General features: G+C 60.4%; 20 protein-coding genes and 1 tRNA gene. 16 read left to right on the top strand and 5 right to left on the bottom strand.

Annotated elements, in window-relative coordinates:
* Nucleotides 1–42 precede the first annotated feature (42 nt).
* The 16 genes from aspS (at nucleotide 43) to nadA (ending at nucleotide 13,663) form a co-directional block, all read left to right on the top strand.
* Complete coding sequence (gene aspS, locus SOP85_RS11040; protein ID WP_274074363.1) at nucleotides 43–1,818, top strand: aspartate--tRNA ligase; 1,776 nt, start codon at nucleotides 43–45, stop codon at nucleotides 1,816–1,818.
* A 126-nt stretch (nucleotides 1,819–1,944) separates the two neighbouring features.
* Nucleotides 1,945–2,691, top strand: a complete 747-nt coding sequence (locus SOP85_RS11035; protein ID WP_323607805.1) for a YebC/PmpR family DNA-binding transcriptional regulator — start codon at nucleotides 1,945–1,947, stop codon at nucleotides 2,689–2,691.
* Between the two features lie 134 nt (nucleotides 2,692–2,825).
* Entirely contained in the window at nucleotides 2,826–3,350 is a 525-nt protein-coding gene (gene ruvC / locus SOP85_RS11030) for a crossover junction endodeoxyribonuclease RuvC (RefSeq protein WP_008015799.1), read from the top strand.
* 114 nt (nucleotides 3,351–3,464) lie between these two features.
* Nucleotides 3,465–4,073 (top strand): Holliday junction branch migration protein RuvA, encoded by a 609-nt coding sequence (ruvA, locus tag SOP85_RS11025; protein WP_046818808.1) that lies wholly within the window; start codon nucleotides 3,465–3,467, stop codon nucleotides 4,071–4,073.
* Nucleotides 4,074–5,135, top strand: coding sequence for a Holliday junction branch migration DNA helicase RuvB (gene ruvB / locus SOP85_RS11020; RefSeq protein WP_046818807.1), 1,062 nt, complete (start codon nucleotides 4,074–4,076; stop codon nucleotides 5,133–5,135).
* Nucleotides 5,136–5,262: 127 nt separating this feature from the next.
* The gene (gene ybgC, locus SOP85_RS11015) at nucleotides 5,263–5,730 is read left to right on the top strand and encodes a tol-pal system-associated acyl-CoA thioesterase (RefSeq protein ID WP_274074365.1); all 468 of its coding nucleotides are present in this window, start codon (nucleotides 5,263–5,265) and stop codon (nucleotides 5,728–5,730) included.
* A complete protein-coding gene (tolQ, locus tag SOP85_RS11010) occupies nucleotides 5,720–6,415 on the top strand; it encodes a protein TolQ (RefSeq protein ID WP_007995636.1) in 696 nt (231 codons plus the stop codon). The genes ybgC and tolQ overlap by 11 nt, the downstream gene beginning before the upstream one ends.
* A gap of 24 nt (nucleotides 6,416–6,439) precedes the next feature.
* Nucleotides 6,440–6,892: a protein TolR gene (gene tolR, locus SOP85_RS11005; RefSeq protein WP_162279067.1), complete on the top strand. Its 453-nt coding sequence runs from the start codon at nucleotides 6,440–6,442 to the stop codon at nucleotides 6,890–6,892.
* Complete coding sequence (gene tolA / locus SOP85_RS11000; RefSeq protein ID WP_274074366.1) at nucleotides 6,892–7,989, top strand: cell envelope integrity protein TolA; 1,098 nt, start codon at nucleotides 6,892–6,894, stop codon at nucleotides 7,987–7,989. The genes tolR and tolA overlap by 1 nt, the downstream gene beginning before the upstream one ends.
* Before the next feature lie 17 nt (nucleotides 7,990–8,006).
* Nucleotides 8,007–9,287 (top strand): Tol-Pal system beta propeller repeat protein TolB, encoded by a 1,281-nt coding sequence (gene tolB / locus SOP85_RS10995; protein ID WP_406592123.1) that lies wholly within the window; start codon nucleotides 8,007–8,009, stop codon nucleotides 9,285–9,287.
* Nucleotides 9,288–9,339: 52 nt separating this feature from the next.
* Nucleotides 9,340–9,837: a peptidoglycan-associated lipoprotein Pal gene (gene pal, locus SOP85_RS10990; protein ID WP_003178634.1), complete on the top strand. Its 498-nt coding sequence runs from the start codon at nucleotides 9,340–9,342 to the stop codon at nucleotides 9,835–9,837.
* Nucleotides 9,838–9,843: 6 nt separating this feature from the next.
* A complete protein-coding gene (ybgF, locus tag SOP85_RS10985; protein ID WP_274074368.1) occupies nucleotides 9,844–10,692 on the top strand; it encodes a tol-pal system protein YbgF in 849 nt (282 codons plus the stop codon).
* A gap of 167 nt (nucleotides 10,693–10,859) precedes the next feature.
* Nucleotides 10,860–11,507 carry a 7-carboxy-7-deazaguanine synthase QueE gene (queE, locus tag SOP85_RS10980; protein WP_056726033.1) on the top strand — a complete coding sequence of 216 codons (648 nt, stop codon included), beginning with the start codon at nucleotides 10,860–10,862 and terminating at the stop codon, nucleotides 11,505–11,507.
* A gap of 1 nt (nucleotide 11,508) precedes the next feature.
* Nucleotides 11,509–12,201 (top strand): 7-cyano-7-deazaguanine synthase QueC, encoded by a 693-nt coding sequence (gene queC / locus SOP85_RS10975; RefSeq protein WP_323626955.1) that lies wholly within the window; start codon nucleotides 11,509–11,511, stop codon nucleotides 12,199–12,201.
* A gap of 63 nt (nucleotides 12,202–12,264) precedes the next feature.
* Nucleotides 12,265–12,340, top strand: a tRNA-Lys gene (locus SOP85_RS10970).
* Nucleotides 12,341–12,604: 264 nt separating this feature from the next.
* Nucleotides 12,605–13,663 (top strand): quinolinate synthase NadA, encoded by a 1,059-nt coding sequence (nadA, locus tag SOP85_RS10965; protein WP_192410366.1) that lies wholly within the window; start codon nucleotides 12,605–12,607, stop codon nucleotides 13,661–13,663.
* Between the two features lie 137 nt (nucleotides 13,664–13,800).
* Here the strand turns inward: nadA and SOP85_RS10960 are convergent, their stop codons facing one another.
* From SOP85_RS10960 to gcvP, 5 genes are all read right to left on the bottom strand, one after another.
* On the bottom strand, nucleotides 13,801–14,289 hold the full coding sequence (locus SOP85_RS10960; RefSeq protein WP_323607804.1) for an RDD family protein: 489 nt from the start codon (nucleotides 14,287–14,289) through the stop codon (nucleotides 13,801–13,803).
* Between the two features lie 95 nt (nucleotides 14,290–14,384).
* Nucleotides 14,385–14,597, bottom strand: a complete 213-nt coding sequence (locus tag SOP85_RS10955) for a cold-shock protein (protein WP_003175786.1) — start codon at nucleotides 14,595–14,597, stop codon at nucleotides 14,385–14,387.
* A 402-nt stretch (nucleotides 14,598–14,999) separates the two neighbouring features.
* Nucleotides 15,000–16,124, bottom strand: a complete 1,125-nt coding sequence (gcvT, locus tag SOP85_RS10950) for a glycine cleavage system aminomethyltransferase GcvT (RefSeq protein WP_323626954.1) — start codon at nucleotides 16,122–16,124, stop codon at nucleotides 15,000–15,002.
* A 36-nt stretch (nucleotides 16,125–16,160) separates the two neighbouring features.
* Nucleotides 16,161–17,537 carry an L-serine ammonia-lyase gene (locus tag SOP85_RS10945; protein ID WP_323626953.1) on the bottom strand — a complete coding sequence of 459 codons (1,377 nt, stop codon included), beginning with the start codon at nucleotides 17,535–17,537 and terminating at the stop codon, nucleotides 16,161–16,163.
* Between the two features lie 212 nt (nucleotides 17,538–17,749).
* Nucleotides 17,750–20,344 (bottom strand): aminomethyl-transferring glycine dehydrogenase (gene gcvP, locus SOP85_RS10940; protein ID WP_323626952.1); only part of this gene is annotated, 2,595 nt, incomplete at its 5' end.

Raw genomic sequence — 20,344 nt, 5'->3', positions numbered from 1 at the left:
TCTCCAACCGAATGTCGAATTACGAGAAGTGAAACCACTACCATGATGCGCAGCCATTATTGCGGCCAACTGAACGAAAGCCTGGAAGGCCAGGAAATTACCCTTTGCGGATGGGTCCACCGTCGTCGTGACCACGGTGGGGTGATTTTCCTCGATATCCGTGATCGTGACGGTCTGGCCCAGGTGGTGTTCGATCCGGACCGCGCTGAATCCTTTGCCGCCGCCGATCGCGTGCGCAGCGAGTACGTCGTGAAGATCACCGGCAAGGTTCGCCTGCGTCCGGCCGGTGCCACCAACGCCAACATGGCGTCTGGCATGATCGAAGTCCTGGGCTATGAACTGGAAGTGCTGAACGAGTCGGAAACCCCGCCGTTCCCGCTGAACGAGTTCTCCGACGTCGGCGAAGAAACCCGCCTGCGCTATCGCTTCCTCGACCTGCGTCGTCCGGAAATGGCCGAAAAGCTGCGCCTGCGTTCGCGCATGACCACCAGCATCCGTCGCTTCCTCGACGAGAACGGCTTCCTCGACGTCGAAACGCCGATCCTGACCCGTGCCACCCCTGAAGGTGCTCGCGACTACCTGGTCCCTAGCCGTACCCACGCCGGCTCGTTCTTCGCCTTGCCGCAATCGCCGCAGCTGTTCAAGCAACTGCTGATGGTCGCCGGTTTCGACCGTTACTACCAGATCGCCAAGTGCTTCCGCGACGAAGACCTGCGTGCCGATCGCCAGCCGGAATTCACCCAGATCGACATCGAGACCAGCTTCCTCGATGAAAAAGAGATCATGGGCCTGACCGAGCAAATGATCCGCAACCTGTTCAAGGAAGTGCTGGGCCTGGAATTCGGCGAGTTCCCGCACATGACCTTCGAAGAGGCCATGCGCCGCTACGGTTCCGACAAGCCGGACCTGCGTAACCCGCTGGAACTGGTCGACGTTGCCGACCAGCTCAAGGAAGTCGACTTCAAGGTGTTCAGCGGCCCGGCCAACGACCCTAAATGCCGCATTGCCGCCCTGCGCGTTCCAGGCGGGGCGAGCATGCCGCGCAAGCAGATCGACGATTACACCAAGTTCGTCGGCATCTACGGTGCCAAGGGCCTGGCGTACATCAAGGTCAACGAGCGCGCCAAAGGCGTCGAGGGCCTGCAGTCGCCAATCGTGAAGAACATTCCTGAAGCCAACCTCAACGTGATCCTCGATCGCGTCGGTGCGGTCGACGGCGATATCGTGTTCTTCGGTGCCGACAAAGCCAAGATCGTCAGCGAAGCCCTGGGCGCGCTGCGGATCAAGCTGGGCCACGACCTGGAGCTGCTGACCTGCAAGTGGGCGCCAATGTGGGTCGTCGACTTCCCGATGTTCGAAGAAAACGACGACGGCAGCTTCACCGCCTTGCACCACCCGTTCACCGCGCCGAAGTGCACCCCGGCAGAGCTGGAAGCCAACCCGGCTGGCGCTCTGTCCCGCGCCTACGACATGGTCTTGAACGGTACCGAGCTGGGTGGCGGTTCGATCCGTATCCACCGTAAAGAGATGCAGCAGTCGGTGTTCCGTCTGTTGGGTATCAACGAAGCGGAACAGGAAGAGAAATTCGGCTTCCTGCTCGACGCCCTGAAATACGGCGCGCCGCCGCACGGTGGCCTGGCCTTTGGCCTGGACCGTCTGGTGATGCTGATGACCGGCGCCCAGTCGATCCGTGAAGTGATCGCCTTCCCGAAAACCCAGAGCGCGGCGGACGTCATGACTCAGGCACCGGGCCAGGTCGATGCCAAGGCATTGCGCGAACTGCACATTCGTCTGCGCGAAACGCCAAAGGCTGAGTAAGGCTCAGGAGGGCGCATCTGCGGATGCGCCCTTTCTTTATACCTACAGCAGTTCAAGATTTTTTGTTTGCCGGCCGGTGCGATGCAGCGTGGCGGGCAATGTTTCAAAGAGAATTCGGAGCGAGTTATGGCAGGTCATTCCAAGTGGGCGAACATCAAGCACCGCAAAGAACGTCAGGATGCCAAGAGAGGCAAGATCTTCACCAAGTGGATTCGTGAGCTGACCGTCGCGGCCCGTCAGGGTGGCGGCGAGCCGGGCTCGAATCCGCGTCTGCGCCTGGCGCTGGACAAGGCCCTTGGGGCGAACATGAGCCGCGACATCATCGATCGCGCCATTGCCCGTGGTGCCGGTGCGACCGAGGCCGACAACGTCGAAGAGCTGACCTACGAAGGTTACGGCCCCGGCGGCGTGGCGGTGATGGTCGAGTGCATGACCGACAACCGCAACCGTACCGCGGCGGCAGTTCGCCATGCGTTCAGCAAGTGCGGCGGCAACCTCGGCACCGACGGTTCGGTGGCCTATCTTTTCGAACGCAAGGGGCAAATCAGCTTTGCGCCAGGCGTCGATGAAGATGCCTTGACCGAAGCGGCCCTGGAAGCCGACGCCGATGACGTAGTCAGCCACGAAGACGGCTCTATCGACGTGTTCACCTCGTTCACCGGATTCTACGCGGTGCGCAATGCGCTGGAAGCGGCTGGGTTCAAGGGCGATGACGCGGAAATCGTCATGCTGCCGACCACCAGCGCCGAGCTGGACCTGGAAGGCGCCGAGAAAGTTCTCAAGCTGATCGACATGCTCGAAGACCTGGATGATGTGCAGAACGTCTACTCCAATGCGGACATTCCAGAGTCGGTCGCCGCACAACTAAGCTGAATGCTACGCCCTCATTGTAGGAGCTGGCTTGCCAGCGAAGAGGCCCTTGAACTTTTGCAAGTCTTGAGGCCGCCTTCGCTGGCAAGCCAGCTCCTACAATTTCCTCGGATACTCGCATCAGCGTTATAGGCGTTATGACTTTAATTCTTGGTATCGACCCCGGTTCGCGCATTACCGGTTATGGCGTGGTACGCGATACCGGACGTGGCTGCGAGTACGTGGCCTCCGGCTGCATCCGTACCGGTGCCGGCGAGCTGCATGAGCGCCTGCAGATTGTCTACCGCGGCGTGCGTGAGATCATTCAGACCTACCATCCTGTCACCATGGGCATCGAGAAGGTGTTCATGGCGCGCAATGCCGACTCCGCCCTGAAGCTGGGGCAGGCCCGTGGCGCGGCCATCGTGGCTGGCGCGGAAGAAAGCCTGGAGATCGCCGAATACACGGCCACCCAGGTCAAGCAGGCGGTCGTCGGCACCGGCGCGGCCAACAAAGAGCAGGTACAAATGATGGTCATGCACATGCTCAAGCTGACCAGCAAACCGCAAATCGATGCCTCCGACGCCCTGGCCATTGCCATTTGCCATGCGCACACCCGCTCCAGCCTGTTGCCCCATGGCCTGGGCGCCGCACGCAGTCGTGGCGGGCGCCTGCGTCTCTGATAGCATCAGCAATCATTTTTCTGGAATGAGGGTGATGCGCCTGGGTTGTCGGCGCAAAACCCTTGTTCTCTCAGTCGCTGGCCCAGGGCTGGCCAACGCTCAAGGATCTGTAACGTGATTGGACGCTTACGCGGCACACTGGCTGAGAAACAGCCGCCGCACCTGATTCTGGATGTAAATGGCCTGGGGTATGAGCTTGAAGTGCCCATGACCACGCTTTATCGCCTGCCGTCGGTCGGTGAACCACTGACGCTGCACACCCATCTGGTCGTACGCGAAGACGCGCAGTTACTCTATGGCTTCGTCGGCAAGCGCGAGCGAGACTTTTTTCGCGAACTGATCCGTCTCAATGGTGTAGGGCCGAAACTGGCCCTGGCCCTGATGTCGAGCCTGGAAGTCGACGAGCTGGTGCGTTGCGTGCAGTCCCAGGATACCTCGGCGCTGACCAAGGTGCCGGGCGTGGGCAAGAAAACCGCTGAGCGCCTGCTGGTTGAGCTCAAGGATCGCTTCAAGGCCTGGGAAACCGTGCCGGCCATGTTTGCCCTGGTGCCGAACCAGCCGGACGGGCCAGCGCCGGTCAACAGCGCCGAAAACGACGCGGTCAGCGCGCTGATCTCCCTGGGCTACAAGCCACAGGAAGCCAGCAAGGCGATTTCCGCGATCAAGGAGAAAGGCTTGAGCAGCGAAGACCTGATTCGTCGTGCCCTGAAGGGAATGATCTAAGTGATTGAAGCTGACCGTCTGATCGCCGCCACGGGTGCCCCCCGTGATCGCGAGGAAGTCCAGGACCGGGCGATACGCCCCGTCAGCCTGGCCGAGTACATTGGCCAGCCGACCGTTCGCGAGCAAATGGAGTTGTTCATCCAGGCTGCCCGCGGGCGTAACGAGTCCCTGGACCACACGTTGATCTTCGGCCCGCCGGGCCTGGGCAAGACCACCCTGGCCAATATCATCGCCCAGGAAATGGGCGTGTCGATCAAGAGCACCTCAGGCCCGGTCCTCGAGCGTCCAGGTGACCTGGCGGCGCTGCTGACCAATCTTGAGCCCCACGACGTGCTGTTCATCGATGAAATCCATCGCCTGTCGCCGATTGTCGAGGAAGTGCTGTACCCGGCCATGGAGGATTTCCAACTCGACATCATGATCGGCGAAGGGCCGGCCGCGCGGTCGATCAAGCTCGATCTGCCACCGTTCACCCTGGTCGGTGCGACCACCCGGGCGGGCATGTTGACCAACCCGTTGCGTGACCGTTTCGGCATCGTCCAGCGCCTGGAGTTCTACAGCACCGCCGACCTGTCGACGATTGTCAGTCGTTCGGCGAACATCCTCGGCCTGCCGCTGGACCCGGAGGGCGCCTTTGAAATCGCTCGCCGTGCCCGTGGCACGCCGCGGATTGCCAACCGTTTGTTGCGTCGGGTGCGGGATTTCGCCGAAGTACGCGCCAAAGGCCACATCACCAAGCCGATTGCCGACCTGGCCCTGAACCTGCTGGATGTCGACGAGCGTGGTTTCGATCACCAGGACCGGCGTCTGCTGCTGACCATGATCGAGAAGTTCGATGGTGGGCCGGTGGGGGTGGATAGTCTGGCCGCGGCGATCAGCGAAGAACGTCACACCATTGAAGACGTGCTGGAGCCGTACCTGATCCAGCAGGGCTACATCATGCGCACGCCGCGGGGGCGGGTAGTGACCCGGCATGCGTACCTGCATTTCGGATTAAACATTCCGTCACGATTGGGCGAAATGCCCGTGGTAGACGAGTTCCTTGATGCCGTGGACGATTAATTAACTTTGCGGGCTGATTTTTTCGGGCAATGTGTGGTCCCAGGACCGTACTTTTGCGCGAAAGCCGCAGAACATTGAAAAACAGTTGCCTGGCCGGATTGGCAACCCGAGGAGTAAGCACTAGAGTATGCGCGCGCAAAACGGGCTTGAGCCTTTCGCACATCGTTGTCGCGTTTATTACGAGGACACCGATGCGGGCGGCATCGTGTATTACGTCAATTACCTCAAGTTTATGGAACGGGCTCGAACCGAGCGGCTACGAGAGCTGGGCTTTGCCCAATCCAAGCTTGCCGGTGAGGACCTGTTGTTCGTCGTGCATTCCAGCGAAGCGCGCTACCACGCGCCGGCGCGACTGGACGACGAGCTGCTGGTAAGCGCTGAAGTAATCGAATTGAACCGTGCCAGCCTGCGCTTCAAGCAGCAGGTCAGGCGGGCCACGGATGATGCACTGCTCTGCGAAGGGCAGTTTCTGGTGGCCTGTGTGCGCACTGAAAGTTTGAAACCCCGGGCCATTCCCGAAGCTCTACGAGCGGCCTTTGCCGCCGTGAGCGGCGCGGGTACACACTCAAAGCAGGAGATAAAGCGTGGAAGCTAACGTCGTCGACCATTCCTCCATGTGGAGCCTGGTCAGCAATGCCAGTATCGTGGTGCAACTGGTAATGCTGACCCTGGTAGCCGCATCGGTGACCTCATGGATCATGATCTTTCAGCGCAGCAATCTGCTGCGCGCCGGTCGACGCGCCCTGGAGAGCTTCGAAGAGCGCTTCTGGTCGGGTATCGACCTGTCCAAACTCTACCGTCAGGCGGGTAGCAACCCGGACCCGGATTCCGGTGTCGAGCAGATCTTCCGCGCCGGCTTCAAGGAATTCTCCCGTCTGCGCCAGCAGCCTGGGGTCGATCCCGAGGCGGTCATGGAAGGCGTGGCCCGTGCCATGCGCGTGGCCATTTCCCGTGAAGAAGAAAAGCTCGAGCAGAGCCTGCCGTTCCTCGCCACTGTCGGTTCCGTGAGCCCGTATATCGGTCTGTTCGGTACGGTCTGGGGCATCATGAACTCCTTCCGTGGCCTGGCAACTGCCCAGCAAGCGACCCTGGCCACCGTTGCCCCGGGTATCGCCGAAGCCCTGATCGCCACCGCGATCGGCCTGTTCGCGGCCATTCCAGCCGTTATCGCTTACAACCGTTTTGCTGCTCGCAGTGAAACCTTGCTGGGCCGTTACTACACCTTCGCCGATGAATTCCAGGCGATCCTGCACCGCAAAGTGCACACCAGCGAAGAATAAGCAGGTAATTTCCAGATGGCTTTAATCGCTCGAGCTCGCAAAAAGCGCAAGCCGGTTGCCGAGATGAACGTAGTGCCTTACATCGACGTGATGCTGGTACTGCTGGTCATCTTCATGGTGACCGCGCCGATGCTCAATCAGGGCGTGAAAGTTGATCTGCCCAAGGTTTCCAGCGAAGCCTTGCCGCAGGACAACAACACCCAGGTCCTGACCATTTCGATCAAGGCTGACAAGACCTATTACTGGAACCTTGGCAGCGAAGTCGACACCGAGAAGCAACAGGACAGGGCCATGACCCTGCCGCAAATGACCAGTGCAGTAACCAAGATCATTGCCGCCGGTAACGATAACGGCAAGCGCACCCAGGTCTTCATTCGCGGCGACAAGACTGTCGACTACGGCTCCGTCATGGGCGCCATGGGCGGGTTGCAGAAAGCCGGCGTCGGTAATGTTGGCTTGATTACCGAGGCGCCCTGATGCAGCAACAGCGAGAGCCGTCCGCCTCGGAAAGCTACTTCTGGCCTAGTGTCTGGGCGATTGGCTTGCACGTGCTGGTGTTCGGCATGCTGTTTGTCAGTTTTGCCTTTACTCCGGAGTTGCCGCCGGCCAAGCCGATTGTCCAGGCGACCCTGTACCAGCTGAAATCGAAAAGTCAGGCAACCACCCAGACCAATCAGAAGATTGCGGGTGAGGCGAAGAAATCCGCCGCACGCCAGACCGAAGTCGAGCAGTTGGAACAGAAGAAGGTCGAGCAGGAAGCGATAAAGGCTGCGGAACAAAAGAAAGAAGACGCGGCTCAAAAGGCCGAGGAAGCCAAGAAGGCCGACGAGTCGAAGAAAGCGGAAGAGGCGAAAAAGGCTGATGAGGCCAAGAAGGCCGATGAAGCCAAGAAAGCCGACGAAGCGAAGAAGACCGCCGAAGCCAAGAAGGCAGAAGAGAAACAATTGGCTGATATAGCCAAGAAGAAAGCGGAAGAAGAAGCCAAGAAGGCTGCTGAAGAAGAGGCCAAGAAAGCGGCTGCTGAAGAAGCGAAGAAAAAGATCGTCGAAGACGCGAAGAAGAAAGCCGCCGAAGACGCCAAGAAGAAAGCTGAAGCTGAAGAGGCGAAGAAGAAAGTCGCCGAGGAAGCGAAGAAGAAAGCTGCTGCCGATGCTGCGAAGAAAAAATCGCAGGACGCGGCGCGTAAATCCGCCGAAGACAAAAAGGCCCAGGCCCTGGCAGATTTGCTTTCCGATACGCCGCAGCGTCAGCAGGCCTTGGCCGATGAACGCGGTGACGAAGTCGCCGGCAGTTTTGATGATTTGATTCGTCTTCGTGCAGCGGAAGGCTGGGCTCGTCCACCTTCGGCCCGCAAAGGCATGACGGTCGTGCTGCAAATCGGCATGTTGCCGGACGGTACGGTGACTTCGGCCAGCGTGGCCAAGTCCAGTGGTGACGGTCCGTTTGATGCGTCTGCTGTAGCGGCGGTCAAGAATATTGGACGTTTGACAGAAATGCAGGGAATGAAGCCGAGCGATTTTGCTCCGTATCGTTCATTCAAGATGACATTCACGCCTGAGGATTTAGCCCCGTGAGAAACCTTCTACGAGGAATGCTTGTCGCTATCTGCTGCATGGCAGGAATGGCGATGGCAGATGAGAAAAACATTCTGGTCACCAGCGGCAGCGATCGGGCCACCCCGATCGCGGTCGTGCCGTTCGGCAACCAGGGCGGCAGCGTGCTGCCGGACGACATGGCGGAAATCATCGGTAACGACCTGCGCAACTCGGGTTACTACTCGCCGATTCCAAAGCAGAACATGATCAGCCAGCCTAGCCAGGCCAGCGAAATCATCTTCCGTGACTTCAAGGCGCTGGGGGCCCAGTACGTGATGGTCGGCAGCATTGCCCCGGCGGGCGGTCGCCTGCAGGTGCAATACGCCCTGTTCAACGTCGCCACCGAGCAGCAAGTGCTGACCGGCAGCGTGTCGGGCAGCGTCGATCAGTTGCGCGACATGTCGCACTACATCGCCGACCAGTCGTTCGAAAAACTCACCGGCATCAAGGGTGCGTTCTCGACTCGCCTGCTGTACGTGACGGCCGAGCGCTTCTCCGAAAAGAACACCCGTTACACGCTGCAGCGTTCGGACTATGACGGTGCCCGTGCCGTGACCCTGCTGCAATCGCGTGAGCCAATCCTGTCGCCGCGTTTCGCGCCCGATGGCAAGCGTATCGCCTACGTCTCGTTCGAGCAGAAGCGTCCGCGCATTTTCATGCAGAACATCGACACCGGTCGCCGTGAGCAGATCACCAACTTCGAAGGCCTGAACGGCGCGCCAGCCTGGTCGCCGGATGGCAATCGCCTGGCGTTCGTACTGTCCAAGGACGGCAACCCGGACATCTATGTGATGAACCTGGGCTCGCGTCAGATCACCCGCGTCACCAACGGTCCTGGCATCAACACCGAACCGTTCTGGGGCAAGGATGGCTCGACCATCTACTTCACGTCCGATCGTGGCGGCAAGCCGCAGATCTACAAGACCAGTGTGGGTGGGGGCGGTGCCGAGCGCGTGACTTTCGTCGGTAACTACAACGCCAACCCTAAACTGTCGGCCGATGAAAAGACGCTTGTCATGATTCACCGTCAGGATGGCTTCACCAATTTCAAGGTGGCGGCCCAGGATTTGCAGCGCGGTAGTGTAAAAATCCTCACTGATAGCACTCTGGACGAGTCGCCTACTGTCGCGCCCAACGGCACCATGGTAATCTACGCCACCCGCCAGCAGGGCCGGGGAGTCTTGATGCTCGTGTCTATCAATGGACGCGTAAGGCTCCCGCTTCCTACCGCTCAAGGCGAAGTCAGAGAACCTTCCTGGTCCCCTTACCTGAACTGACGCGGCGCTTTACGTTGTACTTAACACACTGGGGTTCATTAGGAGTTTCACGATGGAAATGCTGAAGTTTGGTAAATTTGCTGCGCTGGCACTGGCCATGGCTGTAGCTGTAGGTTGCTCGTCCAAAGGCGGCGACAATGCCGGTGAAGGCGCGGTAGATCCAAACGCTGGTTACGGCGCAAACACTGGTGCAGTTGACGGCTCCCTGAGCGAAGAAGCTGCACTGCGCGCTATCACCACTTTCTACTTCGAATACGACAGTTCGGACCTGAAGCCAGAAGCCATGCGCGCTCTGGACGTTCACGCCAAGGACCTGAAAGCAAACGGCGCTCGCGTTGTTCTGGAAGGCAACACCGACGAACGTGGTACTCGTGAGTACAACATGGCACTGGGCGAGCGTCGTGCGAAAGCCGTTCAGCGCTACCTGGTACTGCAAGGTGTTTCCCCAGCTCAGCTGGAACTGGTTTCCTACGGCGAAGAGCGTCCAGTTGCTACCGGCAACGACGAGCAGTCCTGGGCTCAAAACCGTCGCGTCGAACTGCGTAAGTAATTCGTCATGCGAACGTGCCGTCGTGCTGTAACTGTCCTGGCTCTCAGTCTCGCGCCGCTTGCGGCGTGGGCTGCGGTTCCTGTGGTCGACAACGACTCCGGCTATAACAATAGCGGGAGCAGTAATCCGCCTGCAGGTTACGGTACGAACGGCGCCTATGCCGGGGGAGGGGTTTCGACCCCTGTCTCGGCACAGGGTCAGTTGTTCAACCAACTGCAACAAATGCAGGATCAGATCTCGCGCCAACAGGGTGTGATCGAAGAACTGCAAAATGATGTAGCGCGCATGAAGCAGGAAAGCCTGGAGCGATACCAGGATCTTGATCGGCGCATAGGAAGCGGCGTTGCACCTGCCGCGACTCCTGAGAATTCTCCTGCCGGTGGCGACTTGAACGCCCCCGGTGCAGCAGCGGCTGGCGCAGCTGCGGGTGCAGGAGCGGCAGCCGCTCAAGCACCCGCCGCGGGTAGCGAGCCGGCGGATCCGGCGAAGGAAAAGCTCTATTACGATGCTGCCTTCGACCTGATCAAGGCCAAGGATTTCGACAAGGCCAGCCAGGCTTTTGCCGCATTCCTGCGCAAGTACCCGAACAGCCAGTACTCAGGCAATGCCCAGTACTGGTTGGGCGAAGTGAACCTGGCCAAAGGCGATCTGCAAGGTGCAGGTCAGGCCTTTGCCAAGGTTTCGCAGCTGTACCCCAAGCACGCCAAAGTGCCTGACTCGCTGTACAAGCTCGCTGACGTAGAGCGCCGCCTGGGTCATCCCGACAAGGTAAAAGGCATTCTGCAACAGGTTGTGTCCCAGTATCCGGGCACGTCTGCCGCTCAGCTGGCCCAGCGTGATCTGCAAAAAATGTAAGGGCTGCTTGACCCCTTTCGAAGAAACCCGCGCTTGTCGCGGGTTTTTTCGTTAGAATTCACGCCCTTTTTATGAAACACGCTTTTTGGGGCCTGCGCATTGCCGGGGCTTCTTGAAGTGCCTGACGGAGGCGGACAGCCTGTTTAGCTGTTACGCCCGTGGCGACTATGCAAGACACATTGAGAATTACCGAAGTTTTCTACTCGTTGCAGGGTGAAACGCGGACTGCTGGCCTGCCCACTGTTTTTGTGCGCCTGACCGGTTGCCCTCTGCGTTGCCAATACTGCGACAGCGCCTACGCCTTCACCGGCGGAACCATCCGCACCCTCGACGATATCCTCGAGCAGGTCGCCGGCTTTCGCCCGCGCTACGTCTGTGTCACGGGCGGTGAGCCCCTGGCCCAGCCCAATGCCATTCCATTGCTCAAGCGCCTGTGCGATGCCGGTTACGAAGTGTCACTGGAAACCAGTGGCTCGATCGATATCTCGGCGGTAGATTCCCGGGTCAGTCGCGTCGTCGACCTGAAGACCCCGGGGTCGAAGGAAGCGCATCGCAACCGCTACGAAAACATCGAGCTGCTGACGCCCAACGATCAGGTGAAGTTTGTCATCTGCTCGCGGGAAGACTATGACTGGTCCGTGTCCAAGCTGATCCAGTACGGTCTGGACAAGCGCGCCGGTGAAGTCCTGTTCTCGCCAAGCCACCATGATCTCAATGCGCGAGACCTGGCCGACTGGGTGGTGGCGGACAACCTGCCAGTGCGTTTGCAACTGCAGCTGCATAAATATCTTTGGAATGACGAGCCGGGGCGCTGAAATGACTGAACCACTCAATACTGCTGAAAAACGCGCGGTGATCCTCTTGTCCGGTGGCCTGGACTCGGCAACCGTCGTGGCCATGGCGCGTGCCGAAGGCTACAGCTGCTACACCATGAGCTTCGACTACGGCCAACGGTCTCACGCTGAGTTACACGCCGCTGAACGTGTGGCCAAAGACCTGGGTGTTGTCGAACACAAGGTGATCGGGCTGAACCTGAACGGCATGGGCGGCTCGGCACTGACCGATACCAGCATTGACGTCCCGGAAGTCGCGGCTGAAGGTATTCCGGTGACTTACGTGCCTGCGCGTAACACGGTGTTCTTGTCCCTGGCGCTGGGCTGGGCGGAAGTGCTTGGTGCACGGGACATCTTCAGCGGTGTCAACGCGGTGGATTACTCCGGTTATCCGGACTGCCGTCCCGAGTTCATCGAGGCTTTCGAGCGCATGGCCAATCTGGCGACCAAGGCCGGTGTAGAAGGGCTGGGTTTTCGCATTCAGGCGCCGCTGCAACATCTCAGCAAGGCACAGATCGTTCAGGCGGGTACCAGGCTTGGGGTGAATTATGGCCTGACCGTTTCCTGCTATCAGGCCGACGATGACGGCCGTGCCTGCGGCAAGTGCAGCAGCTGCCGCCAGCGAGCGGAAGGCTTCGCGGCGGCCGGAATCAGCGACCCAACACGTTATTTTTGATTTTTTTCAAAATAGGTGTTGAATAGTCCTTAAAAATCAGTATTATACGCGCCACCACACAGCGGGTCGTTAGCTCAGTTGGTAGAGCAGTTGGCTTTTAACCAATTGGTCGTAGGTTCGAATCCCACACGACCCACCATTTTTGGCGGTTTAGAAAATCCGGAAGGCCCACGCAAGTGAGGATTTCCGGGTTTTTTTTTGCCTGCGATTTGTGCGTTCGCCGATCCCGGCCAGCACTGCGTGGCTCAGGTCAGAATCATCTTTTGCATCCCGCGGATATTCTGTAGCCTTGCGCCTCTTCAAAGCTCTGATGATTACTCACTCTCCCGGCGGTACCCTCAAGGGTCCAGAGCTGGGGTGTATACTCGACTTTCGCGCTTAAGCGCCTGCAGGTCTTGCGAACATGACGCAGATTTCCGAACGCCTTCTGGTCCAGGCCCACCTCGACGCCAAGCAGCCCAAGCCGCTGACCGCCGAAGAGGAGGCCTATTACCGTGCTGCCATCGCCGCCGAGCTCAAGGCTCAGGACGCGGTGCTGGTGGCTCACTTCTATTGCGATCCGGTTATTCAGGCCCTGGCCGAAGAAACCGGTGGCTGTGTCTCCGACTCGCTTGAGATGGCTCGCTTCGGCAACGCCCACCCGGCCAAGACCGTGGTGGTCGCAGGGGTGAAATTCATGGGCGAGACGGCCAAGATCCTCAACCCCGAAAAACGCATCCTGATGCCGACCCTGGAAGCGACCTGCTCGCTTGACCTCGGGTGCCCGGTCGATGAGTTTTCCGCGTTCTGCGACCAGCATCCGGAGCGTACGGTGGTGGTTTACGCCAATACCTCGGCGGCGGTCAAAGCCCGCGCGGACTGGGTGGTGACGTCGAGCTGTGCGCTGGAAATCGTCGAAAGCCTGATGGATAACGGCGAAACCATCATCTGGGGGCCGGACAAGCACCTGGGCACCTACATTCAGCGTCAGACCGGTGCCGACATGCTGCTGTGGGACGGTGCCTGCATCGTTCACGAAGAGTTCAAGTCCAAGCAGCTCGAAGACATGAAGGCGCTGTATCCAGATGCGGCGATCCTGGTGCACCCGGAGTCGCCGACCTCGGTGATCGAGTTGGCCGATGCCGTGGGCTCCACCAGTCAGTTGATTGCAGCGGCACAGAGCCTGCCGAACAAGACCCTGATTGTCGCCACCGACCGCGGTATCTTCTACAAGATGCAGCAGTTGTGCCCGGACAAGGTCTTTATCGAGGCGCCAACGGCCGGTAACGGCGCGGCATGCCGCAGTTGCGCGCATTGCCCCTGGATGGCGATGAACACCCTTGAGCGCACGCTCAAGAGCTTGAAGGAGGGGACGAACGAGATCTTTGTCGATCCGGCGTTGATTCCGCAGGCGATTCGGCCGTTGAAGCGGATGCTCGACTTCACCCAGGCGGCGCGGATGAAGCTGGCCGGGAACGCCTGAGATCTATCAGGCAGGTCGCATAAAACTGTGGGAGCGGGCTTGCTCGCGAAGAGGGCGTATCAGTCGACATTGATGTTGCCTGATACGCCCTCTTCGCGAGCAAGCCCGCTCCCACATTGGTTTGTGCTTACCGGAAATTATTTGGTCTTCTTCGGGATCCGCACCAGCTGGGTATTGGAATACATGTCATGCCAGCTGCGTTTCTGCTTGTCGAACAGCGACCAGAAGAACCCCAGGCCCACGCACAGCAACGATGCGATCGACACCACAAAGCGCAACAGCGCCTGCCACAGGCTGATGGACGAGCCATCGGCATTCTGTACGCGCACGCCCCACACCTGCATGCCCAGGGTCTGGCCTGAGTAAGTCCAGAACTTGGCGAAGAAGCCGAACAGCACGAACAACAGCACCGTCGACAGCAGAGGATCGCCATCAAGCGCGCCCGCTTCGGTGAGGGTGCGCATTTTCTCTTCGCCGATGATCGCCATCTGGATCATCTTGTAGACACCGCTGGTGACGATCAGCAGGGCGGTGCACAGCAGGAAGTCATAGAACATCGCTGCCAGGCGACGACCCAGGCCGACGGCGGGGAAGTTGCCCTGGGGTTTGAGCAGGTGTTTCGACATGGCAGCCTCTGGGCACAAAAAGAAGCCATTTTACGGATTTACGCGCACAAAAAAGCCCCTGATGTCACCATCAGGGGCTTTTTCGTTACAGAAGATTAGGCTTCTGCTTGTACTTCGTCAGCCTGCATGCCTTTCTGGCCCTGCACGGCGACGAAAGTCACTTTCTGGCCTTCTTTCAGGCTCTTGAAGCCGTTGCCCTGGATGGCGCGGAAATGCACGAACAGATCCGGACCGCTTTCAGGAGTGATAAAACCAAAACCTTTCTCGTCGTTAAACCACTTGACGGTACCGCTCTGACGTTGGGACATTTCTTATTTCCTTTGACGCAAAAAATTAATGACAGTCTCTTTCTCATGAAAGAGTACTGGGGCTGGTTGCAGGAGAGTAAGAAGACGTCGAACGGGATGTAGCTAACTTGTAGGCTACTGCCCAGGTCACGATTCCAAGCGACCCATGCAAACACAGTGAACAAACTCTACGCCAACTACGGGAGAAAAAACAAGCCCTCTGGAAGCCCCGGATTTGCTCAGGTTCCTGCCACCCCTGACAACTAGCCCGGGCTTATGCACTGGCGGCGTTCAAATGTTTTCGATCGTTATAAGCAAAGTTCATAATCGAAGCTTAGATCCAAACGATGCACTATTTTATGGCGGTTGCGTTACACATTAGTGCAGTGTAAGCGCAACCGCGTTACTTATAGGAACAGTCAATCAGCCGCGATAGTAGCGTTGTGGAACAAATGGCATTTTGCTTACAAGCAAAGCCACCTTTTTCCCACGGACGATTGCCCACACCGGCGTGTCTAGGGCGATGTAGGCGTTGTCGACGTAACCCATGGCCAACGGGCCGCCCAGGGACGGTCCGAAGCCGCCGCTGCACACGCTGCCGATGATCTCGCCGGTTTCGTTGACGATTTCCGCGCCTTCGCGCACCGGTGTGCGTTCCTGCGGTAGCAGGCCAACGCGCTTGCGGGTAACACCGCCTTGTTGCTGGGCGAATACATTTTCAGCGCCAGGGAAGCCTCCGGCGCGCGCACCGTCGGCACGACGTGGCTTGGAGATGGCCCACAACAGGCTGGCTTCGATCGGGGTGGTCTCGGTATTCATGTCGTGGCCGTACAGGCACAGGCCGGCTTCCAGGCGCAGCGAGTCGCGCGCGCCGAGGCCGATGGCCGCCACTTCAGGTTCGGCCAACAGGGCTCGGGCCAGGGCTTCGGCGCTGGCGGCAGGAACCGAGATTTCAAAACCGTCTTCACCGGTGTAACCCGAGCGGCTGACAAAGCAGTCCACGCCCAGCAGGTTCACGCGGGCGAACTGCATGAAGGTCATCTTTGCCACTTCTGGCGCCAGACGTGCCAGCACGGTCACGGCGGCCGGACCTTGCAGGGCGAGCAGGGCGCGTTCTTCGAACAGCGGCTCGATAGTGCACTGGTCGCCGATGTGCTTGCGCAGGTGGGCCAGGTCCTGGTCCTTGCACGCGGCATTGACCACCAGGAACAGTTCGTCGTTGCCCAGGTTGGCGACCATCAGGTCGTCGAGGATGCCGCCGCTCTCGTTGGTGAACATCGCGTAGCGCTGCATGCCCACTGGCAGGTCGATGATGTCCACGGGCACCAGGGTTTCCAGGGCCTTGGCGGCATTGGCGCCGGTCAGGCGGATCTGGCCCATGTGCGAGACATCGAACAGGCCGGCCTGCTCGCGGGTGTGCTGGTGTTCTTTCATCACACCCAGCGGGTATTGCACCGGCATGTCATAGCCGGCAAACGGCACCATGCGCGCGCCCAGTTCGATGTGCAGGGCGTGCAACGGTGTTTTCAACAGTTGTTCGGTGGACATATTCAACTCCTGGAGAAGTGTGCAGATGAGCGCGCATCAGCACTCGATAATGTTGACCGCCAAACCGCCACGGGCGGTTTCCTTGTATTTGCTTTTCATGTCGGCGCCGGTCTGGCGCATGGTGCGGATGACCTTGTCGAGGGACACGAAGTGCTGCCCGTCGCCGCGCAGGGCCATGCGCACGGCATTGATGGCCTTGACCGAACCCATGGCGTTGCGCTCGATGCAAGGAACTTGCACCAGCCCGCCGATCGGGTCACAGGTCAGCCCGAGGTTGTGTTCCATACCGATTTCCGCAGCGTTTTCCACTTGCTGCACGGTGCCGCCCAGCACTTCGCACAGGGCGCCCGCCGCCATGGAGCAGGCCACGCCGACTTCGCCCTGGCAGCCGACTTCGGCGCCGGAGATCGAGGCGTTTTCCTTGTACAGGATGCCGATGGCCGCAGCGGTCAGCAGGAAGCGCACCACCCCGTCATCGGTCGCGCCGGGGATGAAGCGCATGTAGTAATGCAGCACCGCCGGGATGATCCCGGCCGCGCCGTTGGTCGGGGCTGTCACCACGCGCCCGCCGTTGGCGTTTTCTTCGTTGACCGCCAGGGCGTACAGGTTGACCCAGTCCAGTACCGACAGGGGATCGCGCAGTGACGATTCGGGGTTTTTACAGAGTTGCCGATGCAGCGCGGCCGCCCGGCGCTTGACCTTGAGACCGCCGGGCAGGATGCCTTCGTTGCGGCAACCGGCGGCGACGCAGTCCTGCATCACTTGCCAGATTTTCAGCAGGCCGGCGCGGGTTTCCGCTTCCGGGCGCCAGGCACTTTCGTTGGTCAGCATCACCTGGCTGATGGACAGGCCGTAGGTGGTGCAGTGGCTGAGCAGGTCCTTGGCGCTTTTGAACGGGAAGGTCAGGGGGGTGGCGTCTTCGACGATGCGGTCGGCGCCAGCGGCGTCTTCATCGACGACAAAACCACCGCCGACCGAATAGTACTCGCGGCTGCGGATTTGCAGGCCGGCGACATCGAACGCGCGAAAGATCATGCCGTTGGGGTGATAGGCCAAGGGCTTGCGGATCATCGCCAGGTGTTCTTTCTCGTTGAACGCAATGCTGTGTTCGCTGAGCAGGTTCAAGCGACCATTGCCGCGAATCGCTTGCAGGCGGGCGGCGACGGTTTCGGTATCCACGGTGTCCGGGTGTTCGCCTTCCAGGCCGAGCAGCACAGCCTTGTCGCTGCCGTGGCCCTTGCCGGTGGCGCCGAGCGAACCGTACAGCTCGACCTTGACGCAGGCGGTGGCTTGCAGCAGCCCTTCACGGCGCAGACCTTCGGCGAAACGCGCAGCTGCGCGCATCGGGCCGACGGTGTGGGAGCTGGAGGGGCCGATGCCAATCTTGAACAGGTCGAACACGCTTAACGACATGGTTGTTCTCCGGTTTCTTGTTATAGGAATTGGCGCAAATCTTGTGGAGATCCTGTAGGAGCTGGCTTGTCGGGTCGCCGCATCGCAGCGAAGGCGGTGTGTCAGGCAACAGTTGTGTCGGCTGATATTCCGTCTTCGCTGGCAAGCCAGCTCCTACAGGGGGGGAGCGGTGTTCGTGGAAGTGGGGGCGGGTAAACCCGCCCCCCATTCGTTTAAGCGTAGCTTTCGATCGATGGGCAGGCGCAGACCAGGTTGCGATCACCGAAGACGTTGTCCACACGACCGACCGGCGGCCAGTATTTGCCTTCGATCAACGACGCTACCGGGTAAACCGCTTGCTCGCGGCTGTACGGATGCGACCACTCGCCGACGATTTCCGCCGCGGTGTGCGGGGCGTTCTTCAGCGGGTTGTCGTCCTTGTCCAGCGTGCCGTTTTCCACTGCGCGGATTTCTTCGCGGATGCGGATCATGGCGTCGCAGAAGCGGTCCAGTTCTTCCTTGGATTCGCTTTCGGTCGGCTCGATCATCAGGGTGCCGGCCACCGGGAAGGACATGGTCGGGGCGTGGAAGCCAAAATCGATCAGGCGCTTGGCCACGTCATCGACGCTGATGCCGCTGCTGTCTTTCAATGGGCGCAGGTCGAGGATGCATTCATGCGCGACCAGGCCGTTGCTGCCGGTGTAGAGCACTGGGTAGTGCTCTTCCAGGCGACGGGAAATGTAGTTGGCGTTGAGGATTGCCAGCTGCGAAGCACGCTTCAGACCCGCGCCGCCCATCATGCGGATGTACATCCAGGTGATCGGCAGAATGCTCGCGCTGCCGAACGGTGCAGCGCAGACCGCGCCTTCCTTGCGGGCCATTTGCGCATGGCCTGGCAGGAACGGGGTCAGGTGCGACTTGACGCCGATCGGGCCGACGCCCGGGCCGCCACCGCCGTGAGGAATGCAGAAGGTCTTGTGCAGGTTCAGGTGCGACACGTCGCCGCCGAACTTGCCCGGGGCGCACAGGCCGACCATGGCGTTCATGTTGGCGCCGTCGATGTACACCTGGCCGCCGTGGTCGTGGATGATGCCGCAGATTTCGCGGATGCCTTCCTCGAACACGCCGTGGGTCGACGGGTAGGTGATCATCAGCGCAGCGAGGTGTTCGCGGTGCTCGATGGCCTTGGCGCGCAGGTCTTCGATGTCGACGTTGCCGCGGGCGTCGCAGGCGGTGACCACGACACGCATGCCAGCCATCTGCGCAGTGGCCGGGTTGGTGCCGTGGGCCGAGGACGGGATCAGGCAGATGTCGCGACGGTCTTCGCCACGGCTCTGGTGGTAGGCGCGGATGGCCAGCAGGCCGGCGTACTCACCCTGGGAACCGGCGTTCGGTTGCAGCGAGATCGAGTCGTAGCCGGTGGCGGCGCAGAGCATCGCTTCCAATTCATCGGTCAGTTGCTGGTAGCCGGCGCTTTGTTCGGCCGGGGCGAACGGGTGCAGGGCGCCGAATTCGGCCCAGGTCACCGGGATCATTTCGCTGGCGGCGTTGAGTTTCATGGTGCACGAACCCAGCGGGATCATGGTGCGATCGAGGGCCAGGTCCTTGTCGGCGAGCTTGCGCAGGTAGCGCATCAGCTCGGTTTCCGAGTGGTAGCGGTTGAACACCGGGTGGCTGAGGATCGGCGACTGGCGCACCAGGGTGGCCGGGATCGCGCTGACCACCGAAGCGGCGAGGGCGGCGAAGTCCGGCAGGGTTTTGCCGTTGGACAGCAGAGCCCACAGGGTCTCGACGTCGACCTGGGTGCTGGTTTCATCCAGGGACAGGCCCAGACGCTCGCCATCGACCACGCGCAGGTTGATCTGCTGGGCGTGGGCCTGCTCGTGCAGCTTGGCGGTGTTGGCGCCAGTGGCAATCGTCAGGGTGTCGAAGAAGTTTTCTTGCTCGACGTTCAGACCGATCGCTTTCAGGCCTTGGGCCAGGATCGCAGTCAGGTGATGCACACGGTTGGCAATCTGCGTCAGGCCTTTCGGACCGTGGTACACGGCGTACATGCTGGCGATGTTGGCCAGCAGCACCTGCGCGGTGCAGATGTTCGACGTGGCCTTCTCGCGGCGGATGTGCTGCTCGCGGGTCTGCATGGCCAGGCGCAGGGCCGGCTTGCCGAAACGGTCGACGGAGACGCCGACCAGGCGGCCCGGCATGTCGCGCTTGAACGCATCCTTGGTGGAGAAGTAGGCCGCGTGCGGGCCACCGAAGCCCAGCGGCACGCCGAAGCGTTGCGCGCTGCCGATGGCCACGTCGGCGCCGAATTCGCCCGGCGGGGTCAGCAGGGTCAGGGCCAGCAGGTCGGCGGCCACGGCCACCAGGGCGTTGGCGGCGTGCAGGCGCTCGGTCAGTTCGCGGTAGTCGAACACGTCACCGTTGCTCGCCGGGTATTGCAGCAGGGCGCCGAAGAACGGCGTCACGTCCGTCAGTTCGCGCTCGTCGCCAACGACTACGTCGATGCCCAGCGGCTCGGCACGGGTGCGCAGCACGTCGAGGGTCTGCGGGTGGCAATGCACGGAGGCGAAGAACTGGTGGCTGCCCTTGTTCTTGCTCAGGCGCTTGCAGAAGGTCATGGCTTCGGCGGCGGCGGTGGCTTCGTCGAGCAGGGAGGCGTTGGCGATCGGCAGGCCGGTGAGGTCGCTGATCAGGGTCTGGAAGTTCAGCAGGGCTTCGAGGCGGCCCTGGGAAATTTCCGGCTGGTACGGGGTGTAGGCGGTGTACCAGGCCGGGTTTTCCAGGAGGTTGCGCAGGATCGGCGACGGCGTGTGGGTGCCGTAGTA

Origin of the sequence: Pseudomonas sp. YuFO20, assembly GCF_035064975.1 — a bacterium.
GTDB lineage: Bacteria > Pseudomonadota > Gammaproteobacteria > Pseudomonadales > Pseudomonadaceae > Aquipseudomonas > Aquipseudomonas putida_AE.
Note: the sequence above shows the minus strand (reverse complement) of the source record. Positions and strands in the feature narration are given on the sequence as shown.

Bases quoted from the DNA above. Each gene is read 5' to 3' on its own strand.
- aspS (WP_274074363.1), top strand. From the start codon at position 43: ATGATGCGCAGCCATTATTGCGGCCAACTGAACGAAAGCCTGGAAGGC.
- SOP85_RS11035 (WP_323607805.1), top strand. From the start codon at position 1,945: ATGGCAGGTCATTCCAAGTGGGCGAACATCAAGCACCGCAAAGAACGT.
- ruvC (WP_008015799.1), top strand. From the start codon at position 2,826: ATGACTTTAATTCTTGGTATCGACCCCGGTTCGCGCATTACCGGTTAT.
- ybgC (WP_274074365.1), top strand. From the start codon at position 5,263: ATGCGCGCGCAAAACGGGCTTGAGCCTTTCGCACATCGTTGTCGCGTT.
- tolA (WP_274074366.1), top strand. From the start codon at position 6,892: ATGCAGCAACAGCGAGAGCCGTCCGCCTCGGAAAGCTACTTCTGGCCT.
- tolB (WP_406592123.1), top strand. From the start codon at position 8,007: ATGCTTGTCGCTATCTGCTGCATGGCAGGAATGGCGATGGCAGATGAG.
- pal (WP_003178634.1), top strand. From the start codon at position 9,340: ATGGAAATGCTGAAGTTTGGTAAATTTGCTGCGCTGGCACTGGCCATG.
- ybgF (WP_274074368.1), top strand. From the start codon at position 9,844: ATGCGAACGTGCCGTCGTGCTGTAACTGTCCTGGCTCTCAGTCTCGCG.
- queE (WP_056726033.1), top strand. From the start codon at position 10,860: ATGCAAGACACATTGAGAATTACCGAAGTTTTCTACTCGTTGCAGGGT.
- queC (WP_323626955.1), top strand. From the start codon at position 11,509: ATGACTGAACCACTCAATACTGCTGAAAAACGCGCGGTGATCCTCTTG.
- nadA (WP_192410366.1), top strand. From the start codon at position 12,605: ATGACGCAGATTTCCGAACGCCTTCTGGTCCAGGCCCACCTCGACGCC.
- SOP85_RS10960 (WP_323607804.1), bottom strand. From the start codon at position 14,289: ATGTCGAAACACCTGCTCAAACCCCAGGGCAACTTCCCCGCCGTCGGC.
- SOP85_RS10955 (WP_003175786.1), bottom strand. From the start codon at position 14,597: ATGTCCCAACGTCAGAGCGGTACCGTCAAGTGGTTTAACGACGAGAAA.
- gcvT (WP_323626954.1), bottom strand. From the start codon at position 16,124: ATGTCCACCGAACAACTGTTGAAAACACCGTTGCACGCCCTGCACATC.
- SOP85_RS10945 (WP_323626953.1), bottom strand. From the start codon at position 17,537: ATGTCGTTAAGCGTGTTCGACCTGTTCAAGATTGGCATCGGCCCCTCC.